This is a genomic window from Escherichia sp. E2661 (assembly GCF_004745185.1).
GTDB lineage: Bacteria > Pseudomonadota > Gammaproteobacteria > Enterobacterales > Enterobacteriaceae > Escherichia.
On sequence record NZ_PDIG01000042.1, the window covers coordinates 97,311 to 119,809 of the forward strand.

General features: G+C 52.6%; 18 protein-coding genes and 1 pseudogene. 10 read left to right on the top strand and 9 right to left on the bottom strand.

Going from position 1 to position 22,499, the window contains the following annotated elements; translation table 11 throughout:
* Positions 1-8: 8 nt before the first annotated feature.
* The 4 genes from puuB to puuD all read right to left on the bottom strand — a co-directional run bounded on the left by puuB (position 9) and on the right by puuD (position 4,275).
* Positions 9-1,289 (bottom strand): gamma-glutamylputrescine oxidase, encoded by a 1,281-nt coding sequence (gene puuB, locus CRI63_RS22925; protein ID WP_135520911.1) that lies wholly within the window; start codon positions 1,287-1,289, stop codon positions 9-11.
* A 1-nt stretch (position 1,290) separates the two neighbouring features.
* A complete protein-coding gene (puuC, locus tag CRI63_RS22930) occupies positions 1,291-2,778 on the bottom strand; it encodes an aldehyde dehydrogenase PuuC (protein WP_135520913.1) in 1,488 nt (495 codons plus the stop codon).
* 149 nt (positions 2,779-2,927) lie between these two features.
* The gene (gene puuR, locus CRI63_RS22935) at positions 2,928-3,485 is read right to left on the bottom strand and encodes an HTH-type transcriptional regulator PuuR (protein WP_001278727.1); all 558 of its coding nucleotides are present in this window, start codon (positions 3,483-3,485) and stop codon (positions 2,928-2,930) included.
* Between the two features lie 25 nt (positions 3,486-3,510).
* On the bottom strand, positions 3,511-4,275 hold the full coding sequence (gene puuD / locus CRI63_RS22940; RefSeq protein WP_064527272.1) for a gamma-glutamyl-gamma-aminobutyrate hydrolase: 765 nt from the start codon (positions 4,273-4,275) through the stop codon (positions 3,511-3,513).
* Between the two features lie 211 nt (positions 4,276-4,486).
* On the opposite strand from puuD, the gene puuA reads away from it, so the two are divergent.
* The 9 genes and pseudogenes from puuA to sapF all read left to right on the top strand — a co-directional run bounded on the left by puuA (position 4,487) and on the right by sapF (position 13,567).
* Positions 4,487-5,905: a glutamate-putrescine ligase gene (gene puuA, locus CRI63_RS22945; protein ID WP_130208805.1), complete on the top strand. Its 1,419-nt coding sequence runs from the start codon at positions 4,487-4,489 to the stop codon at positions 5,903-5,905.
* Between the two features lie 148 nt (positions 5,906-6,053).
* Complete coding sequence (locus tag CRI63_RS22950; RefSeq protein WP_122992123.1) at positions 6,054-6,218, top strand: hypothetical protein; 165 nt, start codon at positions 6,054-6,056, stop codon at positions 6,216-6,218.
* Positions 6,208-7,592, top strand: a pseudogene (gene puuP, locus CRI63_RS22955) (putrescine/proton symporter PuuP). The gene CRI63_RS22950 and the pseudogene puuP overlap by 11 nt, the downstream one beginning before the upstream one ends.
* A 134-nt stretch (positions 7,593-7,726) precedes the next feature.
* Positions 7,727-7,972 carry a YmjA family protein gene (locus CRI63_RS22960; RefSeq protein WP_130208809.1) on the top strand — a complete coding sequence of 82 codons (246 nt, stop codon included), beginning with the start codon at positions 7,727-7,729 and terminating at the stop codon, positions 7,970-7,972.
* A gap of 312 nt (positions 7,973-8,284) precedes the next feature.
* Complete coding sequence (gene sapA / locus CRI63_RS22965; protein ID WP_130208811.1) at positions 8,285-9,928, top strand: ABC transporter substrate-binding protein SapA; 1,644 nt, start codon at positions 8,285-8,287, stop codon at positions 9,926-9,928.
* Positions 9,925-10,890, top strand: coding sequence for a putrescine export ABC transporter permease SapB (gene sapB, locus CRI63_RS22970; protein WP_064527260.1), 966 nt, complete (start codon positions 9,925-9,927; stop codon positions 10,888-10,890). The genes sapA and sapB overlap by 4 nt, the downstream gene beginning before the upstream one ends.
* The gene (gene sapC / locus CRI63_RS22975; RefSeq protein ID WP_130208813.1) at positions 10,877-11,767 is read left to right on the top strand and encodes a peptide ABC transporter permease SapC; all 891 of its coding nucleotides are present in this window, start codon (positions 10,877-10,879) and stop codon (positions 11,765-11,767) included. The genes sapB and sapC overlap by 14 nt, the downstream gene beginning before the upstream one ends.
* On the top strand, positions 11,767-12,759 hold the full coding sequence (gene sapD, locus CRI63_RS22980; RefSeq protein ID WP_130258932.1) for a peptide ABC transporter ATP-binding protein SapD: 993 nt from the start codon (positions 11,767-11,769) through the stop codon (positions 12,757-12,759). The genes sapC and sapD overlap by 1 nt, the downstream gene beginning before the upstream one ends.
* A 1-nt stretch (position 12,760) precedes the next feature.
* A complete protein-coding gene (gene sapF / locus CRI63_RS22985; RefSeq protein ID WP_000573415.1) occupies positions 12,761-13,567 on the top strand; it encodes a peptide ABC transporter ATP-binding protein SapF in 807 nt (268 codons plus the stop codon).
* A 52-nt stretch (positions 13,568-13,619) separates the two neighbouring features.
* Here sapF and CRI63_RS22990 read toward each other — a convergent pair whose 3' ends face one another.
* From CRI63_RS22990 to CRI63_RS23010, 5 genes are all read right to left on the bottom strand, one after another.
* On the bottom strand, positions 13,620-14,783 hold the full coding sequence (locus CRI63_RS22990) for a multidrug effflux MFS transporter (RefSeq protein ID WP_135520915.1): 1,164 nt from the start codon (positions 14,781-14,783) through the stop codon (positions 13,620-13,622).
* Positions 14,784-14,791: 8 nt separating this feature from the next.
* Entirely contained in the window at positions 14,792-16,165 is a 1,374-nt protein-coding gene (locus CRI63_RS22995; protein WP_130222755.1) for a TolC family protein, read from the bottom strand.
* Between the two features lie 3 nt (positions 16,166-16,168).
* Positions 16,169-19,276 (bottom strand): efflux RND transporter permease subunit, encoded by a 3,108-nt coding sequence (locus CRI63_RS23000; protein ID WP_165383546.1) that lies wholly within the window; start codon positions 19,274-19,276, stop codon positions 16,169-16,171.
* Positions 19,276-20,397: an efflux RND transporter periplasmic adaptor subunit gene (locus tag CRI63_RS23005; RefSeq protein ID WP_135491190.1), complete on the bottom strand. Its 1,122-nt coding sequence runs from the start codon at positions 20,395-20,397 to the stop codon at positions 19,276-19,278. Before CRI63_RS23005 ends, CRI63_RS23000 begins: the two co-directional genes overlap by 1 nt.
* A gap of 150 nt (positions 20,398-20,547) precedes the next feature.
* A complete protein-coding gene (locus tag CRI63_RS23010; RefSeq protein WP_130216068.1) occupies positions 20,548-21,111 on the bottom strand; it encodes a TetR/AcrR family transcriptional regulator in 564 nt (187 codons plus the stop codon).
* A 514-nt stretch (positions 21,112-21,625) separates the two neighbouring features.
* On the opposite strand from CRI63_RS23010, the gene fabI reads away from it, so the two are divergent.
* Entirely contained in the window at positions 21,626-22,414 is a 789-nt protein-coding gene (gene fabI / locus CRI63_RS23020; protein WP_000506490.1) for an enoyl-ACP reductase FabI, read from the top strand.
* Positions 22,415-22,499: the final 85 nt, after the last annotated feature.

Consider the following 22,499-nt stretch of genomic DNA (forward strand, 5'->3'; position numbering starts at 1 on the left):
ATCGGAAATTAAACGCCCAGACGATCGCGCAGGCTGTAATAAGCCGCGCCCATCGCGGTAAACGGCACGCGAAGCGTACGCCCGCCGGGGAACGGATAATGCGGCAGATTGGCGAAGGCGTCGAAACGCTCGGCGTCACCGCGCAGCAGTTCGGCAATCAAGCGCCCTGCAAGATGGGTACAGGTCACGCCGTGGCCGCTGTAGCCCTGCATGTAATAGATGTTGGTATCAAGGCGACCGAACTGCGGCATACGCGACAGGGTCAGCAGGAAGTTGCCCGTCCAGCGGTAATCAATTTTCACGCCCTTCAGCTGCGGGAAGGTTTTCAGCAGTTTCGGCACCACAAGACGCTCAACGTCATCCGGGTCGCGCGCGCCGTAGACCACGCCGCCGCCGTACAGCAGGCGGTTGTCGGCAGTCAGGCGGTAGTAATCAAGCAGGTAGTTACAGTCTTCCACGCAGTAGTTTTTCGGGATCAGCGAACGGGCTAACTCATCGGAAAGCCGCTCGGTGGTGATCACCTGTGTGCCGCATGGCATGCTGCGTTTCGCCAGCTCCGGCTCCACTTTATCGCCCAGGTACGCATTCCCGGCGACAATCACATACTTCGCCGTCACCTGGCCTTTGGCAGTGCGCACCACGGCGGGCGTAGTGTGCTGGATCTGCGTCACCGCAGAAAGCTCATACACACGCCCGCCGTTGAGACGAATGGCATCGGCTTCACCAATGGCGAGGTTCAGGGGGTGAATATGCCCGCCGCTGTGATCCAGCAGCGCGCCGGTATAGCGATCGCTGGCGACTTCGCGGCGAATGGCGTTGGCGTCCAGCATCTCCAGCTGTTTATTACCGTAGCGTTCCCAGTTCTCTTTCTGCTCTTCGAGCGTGGCGAGCTGTTTATCATTCATCGCTACAAACAGGCCGCCGGGGCGGTAGTCGCAGTCAATTTGATAACGTTTGATACGTTCGCGGATGATCTCACCGCCCTCAAACATCATGCTGCCGAGCATACGGGCGGTGTCCATGCCGTAGCTTTTTTCGATAACGTCGATGTCGCGGCTGTAGGAGTTCACAAGCTGCCCGCCGTTGCGCCCGCTGGCGCCGAAGCCGATGCGTGAGGCTTCAAGAACCACCACGTCAAAGCCCGCTTCTGCCAGATGCAGCGCGGAGGAAAGCCCGGTATAGCCGCCGCCGACCACGCAAACGTCGCAGGAAATCGACTCATTCAGCGTCTCGAAAGGGGCATATTTATTCGCACTGGCGGCGTAGTAACTGCTGGTATGTTCGGTCATTTCAGGCCTCCAGGCTTATCCAGATGGTTTTCAGTTCGGTGAATTTTTCAAGAGCATGCAGGGATTTGTCGCGACCGTTGCCACTCTGCTTGTAGCCGCCAAACGGTACGGTCATATCGCCGTCGTTGTAGTTATTGACGAAGACGGAACCGACTTTCAGGCGACGGCTCATGCGGTGCGCGCGGGAGAGATCGCGCGTCCATACCGCCGCGCCGAGCCCGTACTGGCTGTCGTTGGCAAGCTGTAGCGCCTGGTCTTCTGATGTGAAACGCGTGACCACCAACACCGGGCCGAAAATCTCTTCGCGACTTAAGGACGCATTCGGGTCTACATCCACAAAAATGGTCGGGCCGATGGCAGCAGCCAGTTCGGCATTACGACCATCCAGCAGCAGTTGCCCTTTACCTTCGCCTTCACGAATAAAGGTGTGTACCGAGTCGGCGTGGGCGCAGTCGATTAAGGTGCCCATGGTGGTTGCGGGATCAAGTGGATGGCCCGGCTGCCAGTTTTGCGCCTGCTGTTTTAACAGGGCTAAGAATTCATCGGCGATACTCTCTTCCAGCAACAAACGCGTTCCGGCGATGCATACCTGGCCCTGGTTGTAGAAGATACCTGCGGCTGTCGCGCTCGCCGCTTTTTGCAAATCCGGGCAGTCGGCGAAAACGATGTTGGCGCTTTTGCCGCCCGCTTCCAGCCAGACGCGTTTCATGTTGCTGTCGCCAGCATCTTTCAGCAGCTGTTTCCCGGTGCGGGTTGAACCAGTAAAGGCGATGGCATCGATATCGTTATGACGCGAAAGCGCCTGCCCCGCTTCATGACCAAAACCCGTCACTACGTTCAGTACGCCATCCGGCAGACCGGCTTCTTTCGCCAGCCCCGCGAGACGAATCGCACTGAGCGGTGATTTTTCAGATGGTTTTAGAATCACGCTGTTCCCTGCCGCCAGCGCCGGGCCAAGCTTCCAGCAAGTCAGCAACAACGGGAAGTTCCACGGCACAACGGCGGCAATTACGCCGACCGGTTCACGCACGATCATCGCCAGCTCATGGCTACTGGTGGTCGCCACTTCGCCATACACTTTGTCGATTGCCTCGGCGTACCAGCGAATGGCGCGCGCCGCGCCGGGAATATCATCACGCAGGCTGTGACGAATCGGTTTGCCGGTGTCGAGAGTTTCCAGCAGTGCCAGCTCTTCGGCGTTGGCTTCCATTAACTCGGCGAGTTTATTCAGCACCGCTTTACGTTTTGCCGGGGCGGCCTGCGACCAGTCGCCGCGTTCAAATACGCCGCGTGCTGCGCTCACCGCACGGTCGATATCGGCGCTCTTGCCGCGCGCGATATTCGCCAGCGGTGCCTGAGTGACCGGATCAACGGTTTCAAAGGTTTCATTTTCCGCCGCAGCGGTATATTCACCGTTAATAAATAAGCGGGTTTCAATGGCGAGACTTAACGCTTTATCCTGCCAGTAAGCCAGATGATGAAAATTCATTATGACTCCTGTTTCACGTCTATCAGATATATGCAGTTTGTGAACGTCAGGGCGCAGAGATCCCCGGGCCGCATGCCCGTTTATTTCTGGCGACATTCTTTATGGATTGCCGGGCGCATTGCGCTTACCCGGCTTACAGAACAAAAAGATTAAAACGTGGTGGGCGTATGGGCGCTGATAATTCGGCAAATGCCTGCCGACGTATTACTGAAACTGTGCGGGATGCCGGTATTAATGGCATAACTTTGCCCCGCGACGAGGTGGTAATCCTGACCATTAATGGTCAGAACAATTTCACCTTCCAGTACAGTGCCTATTTCCTCACCCTGATGCTTGATTCTTTCCCCAGTGGTTGTGCCCGGCTGGTACGTTTCAAAGATCATCGCCAGCGTGCGATTCGGGTTACCGTTATGCACCAGCTTCATCGACACACCCTGACTGCCCATTTCAATTAAGTCGTCCTGATTAATGACGACCTGCGGTTCATCAGGTTTTTCCGGCTCGGAAAAGAATTCCGAGAGTGACAGACCATACACCTTCAGCAGCTTTTGCAGCGTACTGATGGCAGGACTGACTTTATCTTGTTCTATCGTACTGATAGCACTGTGAGTCAGCCCGGAGAGTTCGGCGGCACGACGTTGTGAAAGCCCCTGCTGCTGGCGGATTTCTGACAAGCGTTTTCCTGGCGCCAGTCCCTCATCACTCATATTTGCATTTCCTTAACTGTAGTGGTCAGAGTCGCTGTTTTTCAGCGATATGGTTCTGACAAGCGGTGATAAAGCCCTCGAACAATATACGCGAAAGCGCGTACTCGCTACTGTTCCATTCCGGGTGCCACTGTACGCCCAGCGCGAAAGGATGATTGATGACGCTCACCGCCTCAACCAGGCCATCCGGCGAGCGAGCTTCAACACGCAACTGCGGGCTAACGACCTTCGCCCCTTGTCCATGCAGAGAGTTTACCCAAAAGTTGCTACATTCAGGTAACAATGCAGACAGTAATCCCCCCTCTTCAACCTGAACTTCGTGCGACGGCGCATATTGCTGCTCCACCGGCAGTTCGGGATCTTCACGATGTTCCAGCAATTCAGGCTGTTCACACAGTTTGCGATGCAACGACCCACCGGTTGCTACCACCAGTTCCTGTAACCCCCGGCAGATGGCGAAAATGGGGATGCGCCTTTCGAGTGCGGCATTAATTAACGCCATGCTCAGAAGATCACGCCCGGGATCGGCGTCAGGCTCATCGCCGTTTTCACCATATAGGTGCGGCTGCACATTGCTGGGGCTACCTGGAAGATAAATGCCATCGAGTTTAGGCAGCAGTTCTTCAAGTAATGACGGTTCCGCCAGCGCATGTGGCAGCGCAATCGGCAAACCGCCCGCGTGGATGATGGCATTCAGGTACTTTTCTTGCAGAGTCTGGGTCGTATGACCCTTAAGCCTGTTCCTGCACATTACGACACCGATAACCGGATTGTTCATTATATTTTCCATGCTCAATCTCACAAAGTGGACTAAATTATCGCCATTACTGCGGTTTAAATGACCTTTATGTTCAATATTTTTTCAATCTAGCAGTGGGTTTTCATTTTTGCAAACTCAATTTAACATTTGACAAACATTTAGTTTGCATACAGATTCGAATAGTGGTCATTATATTTTACGCTTTGCTAACGAGCGGAAAACAAACCAAAGGCGAAGAATCATGGAAACCAATATCGTTGAAGTAGAGAACTTTGTTCAGCAGTCAGAAGAGAGGCGGGGTAGCGCCTTTACGCAGGAAGTGAAACGCTACCTGGAGCGCTACCCGAATACGCAATATGTTGATGTTTTACTTACCGATTTGAATGGTTGTTTCCGTGGGAAACGCATTCCTGTTTCAAGTCTGCAGAAGCTGGAGAAAGGGTGTTATTTCCCGGCCTCGGTGTTTGCAATGGATATTCTGGGCAATGTAGTAGAAGAAGCGGGCCTGGGTCAGGAAATGGGTGAACCAGATCGTACTTGTGTGCCAATACTCGGTACCTTAACCCCTTCTGCCGCCGATCCTGAGTTTATCGGTCAGATACTCCTGACCATGGTCGATGAAGATGGCGCTCCCTTTGACGTTGAGCCGCGGAACGTACTTAACCGCCTGTGGCAGCAGCTACGCCAGCGCGGATTGTTCCCGGTTGTAGCGGTAGAGCTGGAGTTCTATTTACTGGATCGTCAGCGCGACGCTGAAGGGTATCTGCAACCGCCCTGCGCGCCCGGCACCGATGACCGCAATACACAAAGCCAGGTTTACTCCGTTGATAACCTCAACCACTTCGCCGATGTGCTCAATGATATTGATGAACTGGCACAGTTACAGTTAATTCCCGCCGACGGTGCGGTCGCCGAAGCCTCGCCGGGTCAGTTTGAAATCAACCTTTACCATACCGATAACGTGCTGGAAGCCTGCGATGATGCGCTGGCGCTAAAACGCCTGGTGCGTCTGATGGCAGAAAAGCATAAGATGCACGCCACTTTTATGGCGAAGCCGTATGAAGAGCACGCGGGCAGCGGGATGCATATCCATATCAGTATGCAAAATAATCGTGGCGAGAACGTGCTTTCTGACGCGGAAGGCGAAGATTCGCCGCTGCTGAAAAAGATGCTCGCCGGGATGATCGACCTGATGCCGTCATCAATGGCGCTGCTGGCGCCGAACGTGAATTCCTATCGCCGCTTCCAGCCAGGGATGTATGTGCCGACGCAGGCGTCGTGGGGCCATAACAACCGCACCGTCGCCCTGCGTATTCCGTGCGGCGATCGTCATAACCACCGCGTGGAATACCGCGTGGCGGGTGCCGATGCCAACCCATATCTGGTGATGGCGGCGATTTTTGCCGGTATTTTGCATGGCCTTGATAACGAACTGCCGTTACAGGAAGAAGTCGAAGGCAACGGGCTGGAGCAGGAAGGCTTACCCTTCCCGATTCGCCAGAGCGATGCCCTGTGGGAGTTTATCGAGAACGATCATTTGCGCCGCTATTTAGGCGAGCGTTTTTGCCATGTGTATCACGCCTGTAAAAATGATGAGTTGTTGCAGTTTGAGCGCCTCATCACAGAAACAGAAATTGAGTGGATGTTGAAAAATGCATAGTACCCCTTGCGGGGTTGTTTCATCGGCCTGAGCGGAGCCAGGCCTGACATTTGCTGGTAATCCAGACATTTCCCGGATGTCGCGTTATGGAGCGCAGGCGGCAACGGGCTTCCGTTAACGATTAAGACTGTGACGAGGAAATGAGATGATGCCGATGATTAAATCCCCGCATGGCGAGGGAGGCTGCGTGTGCGCCCTCCCTGCGACTGACTGGACTCCGCCCCCTTTGCTTCCCTTGCTAAACAGGTTTGATTTCAGGTCGACACGACCGCAAACCTTATTACGCAGGGGAGGCAGCAATTATGGCTATTAATTCACCACTGAATATTGCTGCGCAACCTGGCAAAACCCGTCTGCGAAAATCACTGAAGTTGTGGCAGGTGGTGATGATGGGTCTGGCCTATCTCACGCCAATGACCGTGTTCGATACGTTTGGCATCGTTTCCGGTATTAGCGACGGTCACGTTCCGGCATCTTATTTGCTGGCGCTGGCGGGCGTGCTGTTTACCGCTATCAGCTACGGCAAACTGGTTCGTCAGTTTCCGGAGGCCGGTTCGGCCTATACCTACGCGCAAAAGTCGATTAACCCGCACGTCGGTTTTATGGTCGGCTGGTCATCGCTGCTGGATTACCTCTTTTTGCCGATGATCAACGTCTTGTTGGCGAAGATCTATCTCTCCGCCCTCTTCCCGGAAGTGCCACCGTGGGTGTGGGTGGTGACGTTCGTCGCCATCTTAACTGCCGCGAACCTGAAGAGCGTCAACCTGGTCGCTAACTTCAATACCCTGTTTGTGCTGGTGCAAATCTCCATCATGGTGGTGTTTATCTTCCTGGTGGTTCAGGGACTGCATAAAGGAGAAGGCGTTGGCACCGTCTGGTCACTTCAGCCGTTTATCAGCGAGAACGCGCACCTGATCCCGATTATTACCGGGGCGACGATCGTCTGCTTCTCGTTCCTCGGTTTCGATGCAGTGACCACACTTCGGAAGAGACACCAGACGCCGCACGCGTGATCCCGAAAGCCATCTTCCTGACGGCGGTATACGGCGGAGTTATCTTTATCGCGGCGTCGTTCTTTATGCAGCTGTTCTTCCCCGATATCAGCCGCTTTAAAGACCCGGACGCCGCACTGCCTGAAATTGCACTGTACGTTGGCGGTAAGCTGTTCCAGTCGATTTTCCTTTGCACTACGTTTGTGAACACGTTAGCGTCTGGCCTGGCATCACACGCCAGCGTGTCGCGTCTGTTGTATGTGATGGGGCGTGACAATGTGTTTCCGGAGCGCGTGTTTGGCTATGTGCATCCGAAATGGCGGACTCCGGCACTGAACGTCATTATGGTCGGAATTGTCGCGATGTCGGCGCTGTTCTTCGATTTAGTTACCGCCACAGCGTTAATTAACTTCGGCGCGTTGGTAGCGTTTACCTTCGTTAACCTGTCGGTGTTCAATCACTTCTGGCGGCGCAAAGGAATGAATAAAAGCTGGAAGGAACACTTCCACTATTTATTAATGCCGCTGGTTGGCGCGCTGACGGTGGGCGTGCTGTGGATTAACCTCGAAGCCACCTCGCTGACGCTGGGTCTGGTATGGGCTTCGTTAGGCGGCGCATATTTGTGGTATTTGATCCGCCGCTATCGCAAAGTGCCGTTGTATGATGGTGACAGAACGCCGGTGAGCGAAACGTAATATCCAGGATGCACGGCGCATTATCCTGCCTGAGGGTAATGCGCCGCGCCATTAACTATAAAAAGATGTATGACCCGGATCACGAGTGCTATCATCCGCCCTTATGCTTAGCGCATTAACTCCAGGGGCAAACAATGAACCACGATATCCCATTAAAATATTTCGATATTGCCGATGAATACGCGACTGAATGCGCAGAACCTGTCGCAGACGCAGAACGCACACCGCTGGCCCACTACTTCCAGTTACTACTCACCCGTTTGATGAATAATGAAGAGATCAGCGAAGAAGCCCAGCATGACATGGCCGCTGAAGCGGGGATTAATCCCGCGCGCATTGATGAAATCGCAGAGTTTTTGAATCAATGGGGTAATGAATAATTATTTAATTGCGGACAGTCGGTCAGTATCGTTGCCCGGATAAAGCGTTCACGCCGCATCCGGCTAAAAATGACATGCACTGCAGCCTGCTTTAATGGGTTTCTCACGATCGTACCGCTCTGCTCTTCGCTAAGTTGTTCTGTGAGTTATAGTTATAGAGAAATCACGGGTACGAATGTTGAACAGATGGCGACGCCACCTGTTCAACGACCAACCACACGGCCCTCATTACGACCCCTGAACACAAACGGTAATGGCAAATGTCATTAAATATTAGTAAGATAGCCTCTTTACATAAAATCCCTTAATATTATGCGCCAGGTATTATCGTCTCTTTTGGTGATTGCTGGACTTGTGAGTGGTCAGGCAATAGCCGCGCCTGAATCCCCCCCGCATGCTGATATCCGCGACAGCGGTTTTGTCTATTGCGTCAGCGGGCAAGTCAACACCTTTAACCCATCCAAAGCGAGCAGTGGGTTAATTGTCGATACCCTTGCCGCCCAGTTTTATGATCGACTGCTGGATGTCGATCCGTATACCTATCGCCTGATGCCAGAACTTGCCGAAAGCTGGGAAGTGCTCGACAACGGCGCGACCTATCGCTTCCACCTGCGTCGCGATGTCCCGTTTCAAAAAACCGCCTGGTTTACTCCCACTCGCAAAATGAATGCCGATGATGTGGTGTTTACCTTCCAACGGATTTTTGACCGCAATAATCCGTGGCATAACGTCAACGGCAGTAACTTCCCCTATTTCGACAGTCTGCAATTTGCCGATAACGTTAAAAGTGTCCGCAAGCTGGATAATCACACCGTTGAGTTCCGTCTCGCCCAGCCGGATGCATCCTTCTTATGGCACCTGGCGACCCACTATGCGTCGGTAATGTCTGCCGAATACGCCCAGAAATTAGAGAAAGAAGATCGCCAGGAACAACTCGACCGTCAACCGGTCGGTACCGGGCCGTATCAATTGTCGGAATACCGCGCCGGGCAATATATTCGCTTACAACGTCATGATGAGTTCTGGCGTGGCAAACCGTTGATGCCGCAGGTGGTGGTGGATTTAGGCTCCGGCGGTACCGGACGATTGTCGAAACTCCTGACCGGTGAATGCGACGTTCTGGCCTGGCCTGCCGCCAGCCAGTTATCCATTTTGCGCGACGACCCGCGTTTGCGTTTAACGCTGCGCCCGGGGATGAACGTCGCCTATCTGGCATTTAACACCGCCAAACCGCCGCTAAATAATCCAGCTGTCCGCCATGCGCTGGCACTGGCGATCAATAACCAGCGCCTGATGCAATCCATCTATTATGGTACGGCTGAAACTGCGGCCTCTATTTTACCGCGCGCCTCGTGGGCTTATGACAACGAGGCTAAAATTACTGAATACAACCCAGCGAAATCGCGCGAACAACTGAAAGCGTTGGGGCTGGAAAACTTAACGCTGAAACTGTGGGTACCGACACGATCGCAGGCATGGAACCCCAGTCCGCTGAAAACCGCCGAACTGATTCAGGCGGATATGGCGCAGGTTGGCGTGAAAGTGGTGATTGTGCCGGTAGAAGGTCGTTTTCAGGAGGCGCGGTTGATGGATATGAGCCATGATCTGACGTTATCTGGTTGGGCGACGGACAGTAACGACCCGGACAGTTTCTTCCGTCCGTTACTGAGCTGCGCGGCTATTCACTCGCAAACCAACCTTGCCCACTGGTGCGATCCGAAATTCGACAGCGTGTTGCGTAATGCCCTCTCCTCGCAGCAACTGGCGGCGCGTATTGAAGCCTATGATGAAGCGCAAAGCATTCTGGCGCAGGAACTGCCCATTCTGCCGCTGGCCTCATCACTGCGCTTGCAGGCCTACCGTTACGATATTAAAGGTCTGGTACTGAGCCCGTTCGGTAACGCCTCCTTCGCAGGGGTGTATCGCGAGAAGCAAGAAGAGGTGAAAAAACCATGATTATCTTCACCTTACGTCGTATTTTGTTATTAATCGTCACCTTGTTCCTGCTAACCTTTGTTGGCTTCAGTTTGAGCTATTTCACGCCACACGCGCCGTTACAAGGCGCTTCACTGTGGAATGCCTGGGTGTTCTGGTTTAATGGCCTGATCCACTGGGATTTTGGTGTTTCCAGCATTAACGGCCAGCCTATTGCCGAACAGTTAAAAGAAGTCTTTCCGGCAACGATGGAGTTGTGCATCCTCGCCTTCGGTTTTGCGCTGATTGTCGGGATCCCGGTGGGCATGATTGCCGGGATTACACGCCATAAGTGGCAGGATAACTTGATCAACGCCATCGCCTTGCTGGGCTTTTCCATCCCGGTGTTCTGGCTGGCGCTTCTGTTGACGCTGTTTTGTTCACTCACGCTAGGTTGGCTGCCCGTTTCAGGGCGTTTCGATCTGCTCTATGAAGTGAAACCGATTACCGGCTTTGCGTTAATTGATGCCTGGCTTTCGGACTCACCGTGGCGGGACGAAATGATCATGAGCGCACTTCGCCATATGGTGCTACCGGTGATTACCCTGTCGGTTGCGCCAACAACTGAAGTGATCCGATTGATGCGTATCAGCACCATCGAAGTCTATGACCAAAACTATGTGAAAGCGGCGGCGACTCGCGGTTTGTCGCGCTTTACTATTTTGCGTCGCCACGTGCTGCATAACGCGTTACCTCCGGTTATTCCTCGCCTGGGCTTGCAGTTTTCCACCATGCTGACGCTGGCGATGATCACCGAAATGGTTTTTAGCTGGCCGGGTTTAGGGCGCTGGTTAATTAACGCCATCCGCCAGCAGGATTACGCAGCCATTTCCGCCGGAGTGATGGTGTGCGGTTCATTGGTCATTATTATTAACGTGATATCTGATATTTTGGGTGCCATGGCTAACCCTCTGAAACATAAGGAATGGTATGCCTTACGATAGCGTATACAGCGAGAAGCGCCCGCCGGGCACGCTGCGTACTGCCTGGCGCAAATTCTATGGAGACGCCGCTGCGATGGTCGGCCTGTACGGCTGCGCGGGGCTGGCGGTGCTGTGTATTTTTGGTAGCTGGTTTGCGCCTTACGGCATCGACCAGCAATTTCTTGGTTATCAATTGTTGCCGCCGTCATGGTCACGCTATGGCGAAGTCTCGTTCTTCCTTGGGACCGACGACCTGGGACGCGACGTTTTAAGCCGTTTATTGAGTGGCGCAGCACCTACCGTGGGGGGCGCATTTGTGGTGACGCTCGCCGCGACGATTTGTGGTCTGGTACTTGGCACCTTCGCCGGTGCAACGCACGGTCTGCGCTCAGCGGTGCTTAACCATATTCTGGATACTTTGCTGGCGATTCCGTCCCTGCTGTTGGCGATTATCGTAGTAGCATTTGCCGGACCGAGTTTATCGCACGCCATGTTTGCCGTCTGGTTGGCACTGCTGCCGCGTATGGTACGTTCGATTTACAGCATGGTGCATGACGAACTGGAAAAAGAGTACGTTATCGCCGCCCGTCTGGATGGCGCAACGACGCTGAATATTCTCTGGTTTGCGGTGATGCCTAACATCACCGCCGGACTGGTCACCGAGATCACTCGCGCATTGTCGATGGCAATTCTCGATATCGCCGCGCTGGGCTTTCTTGACCTCGGCGCGCAACTGCCATCGCCTGAATGGGGAGCGATGCTCGGTGATGCGCTGGAACTGATTTATGTCGCCCCGTGGACCGTAATGCTTCCTGGCGCGGCAATTATGATTAGCGTGTTGTTGGTTAACCTCCTTGGCGACGGCGTTCGTCGTGCGATTATTGCGGGGGTGGAATAATGCCATTATTGGATATTCGTAACCTGACCATTGAATTTAAAACCGGTGATGAGTGGGTTAAAGCCGTCGACCGCGTGAGTATGACCTTAACCGAAGGTGAAATTCGCGGTCTTGTTGGCGAATCCGGCTCCGGCAAAAGTTTGATTGCGAAAGCGATTTGTGGGGTGAATAAAGATAACTGGCGTGTTACCGCTGACCGAATGCGTTTTGATGATATCGATTTGCTGCGTCTCTCCGCACGCGAACGGCGCAAACTGGTTGGACACAACGTGTCGATGATCTTTCAGGAACCGCAATCGTGTCTTGATCCATCGGAACGTGTGGGTCGCCAGTTGATGCAGAACATCCCGGCCTGGACCTATAAAGGCCGTTGGTGGCAGCGTTTTGGCTGGCGCAAACGCCGCGCCATTGAGTTGCTACACCGCGTGGGGATTAAAGATCATAAAGATGCGATGCGCAGTTTCCCGTACGAGTTGACCGAAGGTGAATGCCAGAAAGTGATGATTGCCATCGCATTGGCGAATCAACCGCGTCTACTGATTGCCGACGAACCGACCAACTCGATGGAGCCAACAACGCAGGCGCAAATTTTCCGCCTGTTGACGCGTCTCAACCAAAACAGCAACACCACTATTTTGCTTATCAGCCATGACTTACAAATGCTTAGCCAATGGGCGGATAAAATCAACGTGCTTTATTGTGGCCAGACAGTGGAAAGCGCGCCAAGTAAGGAGTTGGTGACAATGCCACATCATCCTTATACCCAGGCACTAATCCGGGCAATACCGGACTTTGGCAGTGCGATGCCGCATAAAAGCCGCCTCAATACCCTGCCGGGCGCAATTCCGCTGCTGGAACAATTACCGATTGGTTGTCGTCTGGGGCCACGTTGCCCTTATGCACAACGAGAATGCATTGTGACGCCACGTTTGATGGGGGCGAAAAATCATCTCTATGCCTGTCATTTCCCGCTGAACATGGAGAAAGAGTGAGATGATAGAAACTCTGCTCGAAGTGCGTAATTTAAGCAAAACGTTCCGCTACAGGACCGGTTGGTTTCGCCGTCAGACAGTCGAAGCGGTAAAACCATTGAGCTTTACGCTGCGTGAACGCCAGACACTGGCGATTATTGGTGAGAACGGTTCCGGTAAATCGACGCTGGCAAAGATGCTGGCAGGAATGATTGAGCCAACCAGCGGCGAGTTATTGATTGACGATCATCCGCTGCATTTTGGCGATTATTCCTTCCGAAGCCAGCGTATTCGCATGATATTTCAGGATCCGTCGACCTCGTTGAATCCCCGTCAACGTATCTCGCAAATTCTGGATTTTCCACTGCGCCTGAACACCGACCTGGAACCGGAACAGCGCCGCAAACAGATTATTGAAACGATGCGTATGGTTGGGCTGCTACCGGATCACGTCAGTTACTATCCGCATATGTTGGCCCCCGGGCAAAAACAGCGTCTTGGTCTGGCGCGCGCGCTGATATTGCGCCCAAAAGTGATTATTGCCGATGAAGCCCTCGCCTCGCTGGATATGTCGATGCGCTCGCAGCTAATTAACCTGATGCTGGAGCTACAAGAGAAACAGGGTATTTCTTATATTTATGTTACCCAGCATATCGGAATGATGAAGCACATCAGCGACCAGGTGCTGGTCATGCATCAGGGAGAAGTTGTCGAACGCGGTAGCACTGCGGATGTGTTGGCATCGCCGCTGCACGAACTCACCAAACGGCTAATTTCCGGCCACTTTGGCGAAGCATTGACGGCGGATGCGTGGCGTAAAGATCGTTAGTATTCGGTACCTCATTCTGACAGGGGAAATCCCCGTCAGAATGAGGTATTCATTACTTTTGATTGTCGATTCTGGTGAGAGCAACCAGCAATGCCAGCGTATAACACACCATAATTGCCAGGCTCATTTTTAACAGTGTTTCTCCGCCAAGCCCCGACAATGGTGCGGCTATACCGCCGAAGACAAACATGCTCATCCCCATCAACGCAGACGCCGTTCCAGATTCTTGCGTCCCTACTGCACTCATAGCCTCTGCCCCGCCAACAGTGCCGATGCCGCTACAAAATGCGATGGTGAAAAATAATGCCACCAGTGCCGGAATGGGCAATTGTATCCATGCGCATAAGACCGTGAGCAATGCACACAAAATTGCCGCTATCAGGCCACCTCTCAGCAATATAATCGCGTTAACTCGTCGCGCCAGGCGCGAGAAGATCCATGAAGCGATGATAAGTCCGATGCCGTTAAGGCCAAACACCAGGCTAAATTGCATTGGACTAAAGCCAAATTCCTTCTGCAACACGAACGACGAAGAGCCGATGTACGCAAACAAGCCTGCCAGCATAAAACTTTGAATCAGGCAAAGGCGCGTAAAACGGCGGTTCTGCACCACGCTTCGTCCGGTTAATAGCAATGAAGAGCCCCTTTTATTTTCTGGCAATGTCTCATTGATAAATAACAGGCAGCCCAGCAACAGTACGGTGCTAATTTCAGCCATCACCCAGAATAAAGTGCGCCAGTCAAACGTGCTGACAATATAACCGCCCAGCACTGGCGACAACACCGGTGCCAGGCCATTCACCGTCATTAACAGCGCAAAGAACTGGGTCAGCGTTACTCCCTGATATTTGTCACGAGCAATAGAACGAGAGAGCACCGAACCACCTGCCCCCGCGATCCCTTGAATAAAACGCCAGACCACCAGCCAGTAAATATTGTTCGTTGTCGCGCACAAAATGGAAGAAACAATAAATAATAGCAACGACAAGATTAACGGACGTTTACGCCCTATTTTGTCGCTCAGAGGGCCAAATAACAGTTGTCCGACGCCAAGACCGATCAGTGATGCAGTCAGCGTTAATTGCGTTATGGTCGTGGTTGCCGCCAGTTGCTCAGACATCTCCGGCAATGCCGGCAAATAAAGATCGGTACACATCGGGCCGATACCGGCTAAAAGACCAAGAATCAACGCCCATGAAAGAGAGACTCTAGCCATACTATTCCTTACTTGAGTGATGACATGCCGCCGCCCAGCGACTGCCAGATCGTGATCCGGTTCGTAAAATCAGTCAGTTGCAATGCCAGCAGCTCCTGCTGTGCGCTCCACAAGCTGCGCTGTGCCGTCAACACGGTCAGGTAATCACCAACACCCGCCTGATAGCGACGCAAGCCAACATCGACCGTTTGTTGTTCAGCTTTAACATACTGGCGCTGTGCATCCAGTTGCTCTTCAAGCGTGGTCCGCCGCGCCAGTGCGTTAGCGACATCTTTAAATGCGCTCTGAACGGTTTTCTCATAGGTGGCAATGAGCCCGCGCTTTTGTGCTTCTGCGTAACGAAGCTGCGCCAGATTACTACCGCCGGTGAACAGCGGTAATGTGACCGATGGCGCAAATGACCAGACCTGCATTCCGTGGCTGAACAGCGATGACAATGCGTCACTGCCAACACCAGCGCTGGCAGTCAGCGAAATCGTCGGGAAAAAGTTAGCCCGCGCGGCGCCAATATCGGCATTGGCGCTCTTCAGATTATGTTCCGCTTCCTGGATATCCGGGCGACGCAGCAGAACGTCAGATGACACTCCCGCAGGAACCAGGCTTATCATCTGTTCCGGCAGGCTTTCCAGTGTTCCCGGTAGCAGATTTTCCGCAAGCGTTGTACCTGCCAGTAAGTTCAGTGCATTTTTATCCTGCATCACTTGTGTCTGATAGCTGGCAACGCTGGCGCGCGCTTGCTGATAAACACTCATCGCCTCACTGACATCTGTCGCTGCCGCCGTGCCAACCTGTTGCTGGCGCTGGATAATTTTCAATGAGTTTTCTGCACTGGCCATCGTTTCTTTTGCCAGGGCCAGATTGCTGTTATCAGCCGCCAGGGTCAGCCAGGCGGTGCTGATTTCAGCAATCAGCGTTAAACGGGTGTTCTGGGCTGTAAATTCACTGGCAAGCCAGGTTTCCCGCGCCGCCCGAGATAAACTCTGATTACGACCAAACAGATCTAACGTAAAACTGGACACCGTGCCGTCAGCCTCGGCAGTGGTTCCCGTACCATTCGTCAGCGAACGACTGCGGGTCGAACTTAAGGCCGCATTCACCGTCGGGAATAACGACGCATTAGTTTGCCCATAGAGCGCCCGTGCGGAGTCAATATCAGCTATCGCTTTTTGCACATCGCGGTTACTGTTCAGAGCAATGGTCACCACCTGCTGCAATCGGGGATCGTGGATCACCTGCTGCCAGTCATGGCTGATTGCCTTTCCCTGGCCCTGTGCTCCCGGCAAGGTCGCCGGGATTGGGGATTCAGGCGTGCTGTAGTGAGGATCGAGCGAGACACATCCCGCACTCAACAGCACCAGAAAAATAAGAGAACGACGCAACATAACTTACTCCTGACGGCGCGGTTTACCGGCAAACAAACGTTTCACCAGTACAAAAAACAGAGGAACAAAGAAAATAGCCAGCAACGTAGCGGTCAGCGTACCGCCAATAATGCCCGTACCAATGGCGATACGGCTGTTCGCACCTGCGCCGGTCGCCATCGCCAGCGGCATTACCCCCGCAATAAACGCCAGCGAGGTCATGATGATTGGGCGTAAACGAGTCTGCGCCGCGCGTAATGCCGCCCGACTCAGGGAATGGCCCTCAGCAACTGCCGCTTCAGCAAATTCCACAATCAGAATGGCGTTTTTCGACGACAAGCCGATAGTGGTTAATAGCGCCACCTGGAAGTAAACATCGTTGTTTAAATCACGCATCCAGGCCGCCAGCGCCGCGCCAAGAAGCCCCAGTGGGATCACCAGAATGACCGAGAACGGAACTGACCAGCTTTCGTACAGGGCTGCAAGACAGAGGAAAACCACCAGAATAGAGACTGCGTACAGACTTAATGCCTGACCACTGGCCAGTTTCTCCTGCAATGACAAACCACTCCAGGCCCAGGTCGTTCCCGCAGGAAGACTGTTTGCCAGTTCCTCCATTTTTGTCATTGCATCGCCGGAACTAAAGCCAGTCGCGTTTTCGCCCTGAATTTCATAGGCCGCAGAACCGTTGTAGCGCACCAGTTTTTCCGGGCCATAGATCCAACGCGTAGTGGCAAAAGCAGAGAACGGTGTCATGGCGTTATCGCTACCGCGCACAAACCATTTTCCTAAATCTGACGGCGCAGAACGAAATTCACTGTCGCCCTGAATGTAGACTTTCTTCACACGACCACGGTCAATAAAGTCATTCACATAAGTACCGCCCCACGCGCTTGCCAGCGTGTCGGTGACATCACTTAAGCTCAACCCCAGCGATACGGCTTTATTGTTATCGATATCTACCTGCAATTGCGGCATTTGCGGCAGGTCATTGGCACGTACAGAAATCAGCTCAGGGCTTTGATTAGCCTGCTCAATCAACTGATTACGCATTTTAAGCAAGGTTTCGCGGTCAGTCGCACCACTTGCCATTAATTCAAACGTAAAGCCATTGCTATGCCCCAGACCATCAACTGCAGGCGGCGTCATGGCAAATACCGTTGCATCACGAATTGCCCCCAACTCTTTGGTTGCCCGTAAGGCGATAGCCTGGGCGGTATTTTCTGCCCCTTTACGTTGTGACCAGTTTTTCAACGAGACAAACGCCATCCCGGTATTCTGTCCGCTGCCGCTAAAACTGAAACCATCAACGGTAAAGATGACATCGGTATTTGCTTTTTCGTTTACCAGGAACCAGTCAACAATCTTGCGATTCACTTCTGCTGTACGAGCCGCGGTCGCCCCAGCTGGCAGCGTGTACTGCACCATGATTTCGCCCTGGTCTTCAGTGGGTAAGAAACTGCCCGGCAGTTTCCACATCATCAGGGCCATTCCGCCACCCAGCACGACATAAACACCCATCGTTCGGGCAGCACGGCGCAGGACATAAATTACGCCTCGCTGATATTTATCTTCAGTACGGCGGTAAAAGCGGTTAAATGCGCCGAAAAAGCCTTTTTTATGCGGCGGAACATGCTGAAGGACGGAACCGCACAGCGCGGGAGTCAAGGTCAATGCCACCACCACGGAAAGCAGCATTGCGGAGATAATGGTTATCGAAAACTGACGATAAATTACTCCCGTAGATCCCCCAAAGAAGGCCATCGGCAGGAATACGGCTGACAACACCAGCGCAATAGCAACCAGTGCGCCAGAAATCTCGCCCATTGATTTTTCCGTGGCTTCACGCGCGGGCAACCCTTCGTCACGCATAATGCGTTCGACGTTCTCCACCACCACAATGGCATCGTCCACCAACAAGCCGATCGCCAGCACCATTGCAAACAACGTCAGGGTATTAATCGAATAACCAAACAACGCAAGAACGCCGAATGTGCCCAGCAAAACGACGGGGACAGCTAACGCCGGAATCAGTGTGGCACGCAGGTTTTGCAGGAATAAATACATCACGCAAACCACCAGTACGATGGCTTCAAACAGTGTCTGAATTACGTCCTCTACGGAGATTTTAATAAATTCAGTGCTGTCTTTCGGGTATGCGATGTCGTATCCCTGCGGCATGTTCCGCTGAAACTCTGCAATTTTATCCTTGACCAGCGTCGCCGTATTCAGCGCATTCGCACCGGGCGAAAGCATTACAGCAACCCCGGCAGACGGGTGACCGTTAAGTTTGCCGATCGCGGTATAATCTTCACTGCCCATCTCGACGCGAGCCACATCTTTTATGCGAACAACTGCGCCGTCTGACTGGCTTTTCACGATAATATTTTTGAACTGATCCACCGTCTGCAAACGAGACTGCGCACGTACTGTCGCCGTCAGTTGCTGAGTATTCGGCGAGGGCAATGCCCCAATTTTCCCGGCAGTAACCTGCACGTTTTGCGCTTCGATAGCACTTTGCACGTCTGAAGGCATCAGCGAGTAAGACGCCAGTTTGGCCGGGTCAAGCCAAATGCGCATAGCATATTCAGCTCCAAAAACTTGCAGACTCCCCACACCTTCAACGCGCGCCAGCGGGTCCTGAACGTTACTGACCAACCAGTCGGCGATATCCGAACTGGAGGCTTTGTCAGTGGTGTCATACACGGCAGCAATCAGCAAAAAGTTGCTTTGTGATTTTTCCACTGTGACGCCCGTTTGCTGCACTTCACTCGGTAAGCGTGACTCAGCCTGCTGAATTTTATTCTGCACCTGAACCTGTGCAGTGTCGGGATCGGTACCTTGTTCAAAGGTCACATTAATACTGACCGAACCATCAGAGCTGCTGGTTGAGCTGAAATAGAGCAAATTATCCAGCCCGGTGAGTTGCTGTTCGATAACCTGGGTCACACTGTTCTCCAGCGTTTCGGCTGAAGCACCGGTATAAGTGGCTGAAATTTTTATGGTCGGCGGCGCAACGTCAGGATATTGCGCGACGGGTAATGTGCGAATGGCCAGAATACCCGCCAACATAATCAAAATGGCGATAACCCAGGCAAAGACCGGACGACGAACAAAAAAGCGCGAAAACATCAGGCGTTGCCTCCATTAGCCTGAACTTCAACAGCCTTGACCGTCTGCCCTGAAGTGACTTTTGCAGAACCTTCAACAATCAGTCGGTCGCCGTTATGCAGGCCGTTCAGCACCAGCCATTTATCACCATACGTTTCTCCCGTTTCGAGCGTTCGCTGCTCTACTTTATTGTCTTTATTCACCACCAGCGCAGTTGCATTGCCTTTAGCATCGCGCGTGACGCCCTGTTGAGGCGCGAGAATAGCGTCTTCCATCACGCCTTCATCGACACGAGCGCGAACAAACATGCCTGGTAATAACTGTTGTTGTGGATTGGGGAAAATCGCCCGTAATGTCACCGAGCCGGTAGACTCATCCACAGCGACTTCGGTGAGTTCCAGACGCCCTTTTTCGCTGTAGGTTGTGCCATCTTCCAGAATAAGTGAGACGCTCATGGTGTCACTGTTGGTCGCCAGTGACTGTTTACGCAGACGTAATAAATCGACACTGGAGCGAGTGAGGTCGACATACATTGTATCCAGACCACGAATAGTCGTTAACGCCGTATCCTGCGACGCGGTCACCAGTGCGCCAGGGGTCACCGACGAAATGCCAATACGCCCCGAAATCGGCGCGGTTACCGTGGTCCAGTCAAGATTAATGCGCGCGGTTTCCAGTGCGGCTTTTTTCGCTTCAACACTGGCTTTATCTTGTGCGCAGGTAGACTGAGCATCATCAGCATCCTGTTGTGAGACACCGTTATCTTTCACCAGTCGGGCATAACGCTGCGCTTTCTGGCAATCGGCTTTTACCAGTGCCTGTGCCTGTTGTAATGCTGCCCGGGCTTCATTCCATGCCGCCCGATAACTGGCCGCATCAATTTGGTACAATGGTTGTCCGGCCTTAACCAAATCGCCTTCAGTAAATAGGCGTTTCTGGATAATTCCCCCAACCTGCGGACGTACTTCAGCACTGAGTGCCGCACTGGTGCGTCCGGTTAATTCACTGACTACCGAAACCGGTTGAGATTTGAGCGTAACAACGCCCACTTCTGTTTCCGACGGGGATGAATTGTTATTTTGCGTATTATCACAACCAGATAAAAGCAGCATTGCCACTACAGACGTTGCTATATACTTCATTATTTTCTCCAGGGTGAACAATACCCTCCTCATTAAAATCAATGAGGATATGCCAGGGATATTCAGATATAACGACCCGCATCGCGAAATGAATTTCGCAATGAAATAAGGGGGATTAATATCCCCCACTATCGGTTAATTCTTTTCTTATTAATTTATCAACATGCTAACAATGTCCTGATATATTTTTTGCAGACGTTGGGGATCGCTTTTTTGCGGTGTTAAGCGACGATAAACCGTACCTTCCATCATGGTGGCAAGCACTTCAACGCAGCAACGAATGTGCTCATCGCTAAGATGGGGATGCATTCTTTTCATATGCGCACAACCGTTAGCGAACATTCTGGCGTCAGCTTCCTCGAGCATCGCCATCACCCGTGGGTTGCGTGTGGCTTCTGCAGCCACTTCCAGCATCAACGCGTCGTCGTCCTCATTTAAGGATTTCCGCAAAGCAAGAACTTCCGGGAAGTGATCGGTACGCGCGTCAATGTCCATCTGGGCAATACGAAAGTCGATGATACGGCGAACCATCTCTTCAATAATGGCGTCTTTATTGGCGAAGTAACGATATATCTGACCCACGCTAAGTTGAGCTTCGCTGGCAATTTGCGACATACTGGCGGCATGAAACCCGTGGCGACGAAAACACCGACGGGCGGCGTTGATGATTTCATCCTGACGCTGTTTGTGACGTATCTCCAGCTTGCTGGTCATTTCTGTCTCCTGTCCTTCCACTTAGTGAGAACGATCGTTCTCATTTTTGCCAATTATACATTTCTCCAAAGTGAGGGAAAGTATTTTTATCTTATTCATGGTGTATATTCTGATAATGAAGAGATTGTGGAGATTCTGTGAAGATAGTTGACAATATTAAATTGGAGGCTATTTGTCAGAGATAAGACAGCGACTGATTGGCGCCAGATTATTAATCGCCGATGACACAACAAACGCCGGACCTGATAAATCCGCGTCTGTTTTATCATCAAACTTACCGGAAGTAATACGAATAGTTTTAAAGCCAGACGCTATAAGATATTTCCACAACCTGCCCCTTGCAGGCGTCGCAAAATGCTCTGGACTGCTGATTCTCTCCGGTACAGAAAGCGCAACTATAGCCACCCACAGCCAGGTTGATTATAATAACCGTTTATCTGTTCGTACTGTTTACTAAAACGACGAATCGCCTGATTTTCAGGCACAACAAGCATCAACAATAAGGATTAAAGCTATGGGTTTTCTTTCCGGTAAGCGCATTCTGGTAACCGGTGTTGCCAGCAAACTGTCCATCGCCTACGGTATCGCTCAGGCGATGCACCGCGAAGGAGCTGAACTGGCATTCACCTACCAGAACGACAAACTGAAAGGCCGCGTAGAAGAATTTGCCGCTCAATTAGGTTCTGACATCGTTCTGCAGTGCGATGTTGCCGAAGATGCCAGCATCGACACCATGTTCGCTGAACTGGGTAAAGTTTGGCCGAAATTTGACGGTTTCGTACACTCTATTGGTTTTGCACCTGGCGATCAGCTGGATGGCGACTATGTTAACGCCGTAACGCGTGAAGGCTTCAAAATTGCCCACGACATTAGCTCCTACAGCTTCGTTGCAATGGCAAAAGCTTGCCGCTCCATGCTGAATCCGGGCTCTGCTCTGCTGACCCTTTCCTACCTGGGCGCTGAGCGCGCTATCCCGAACTACAACGTTATGGGTCTGGCTAAAGCGTCTCTGGAAGCTAACGTGCGCTATATGGCCAACGCAATGGGGCCGGAAGGTGTGCGTGTTAACGCCATTTCCGCAGGTCCGATCCGTACGCTGGCCGCTTCCGGCATCAAAGACTTCCGTAAAATGCTGGCGCACTGCGAAGCCGTTACGCCGATTCGTCGTACCGTTACCATCGAGGATGTGGGTAACTCCGCAGCGTTCCTGTGCTCCGATCTCTCTGCCGGTATCTCCGGTGAAGTGGTCCACGTTGACGGCGGTTTCAGCATCGCTGCAATGAACGAACTGGAACTGAAATAATCGTTCTGTTGGTCAAGATGGGCGGCGTTCTGCCGCCCATTTTCTCTGTTATACCTTTCTGATATTTGTTATCGCCGATCCGTCT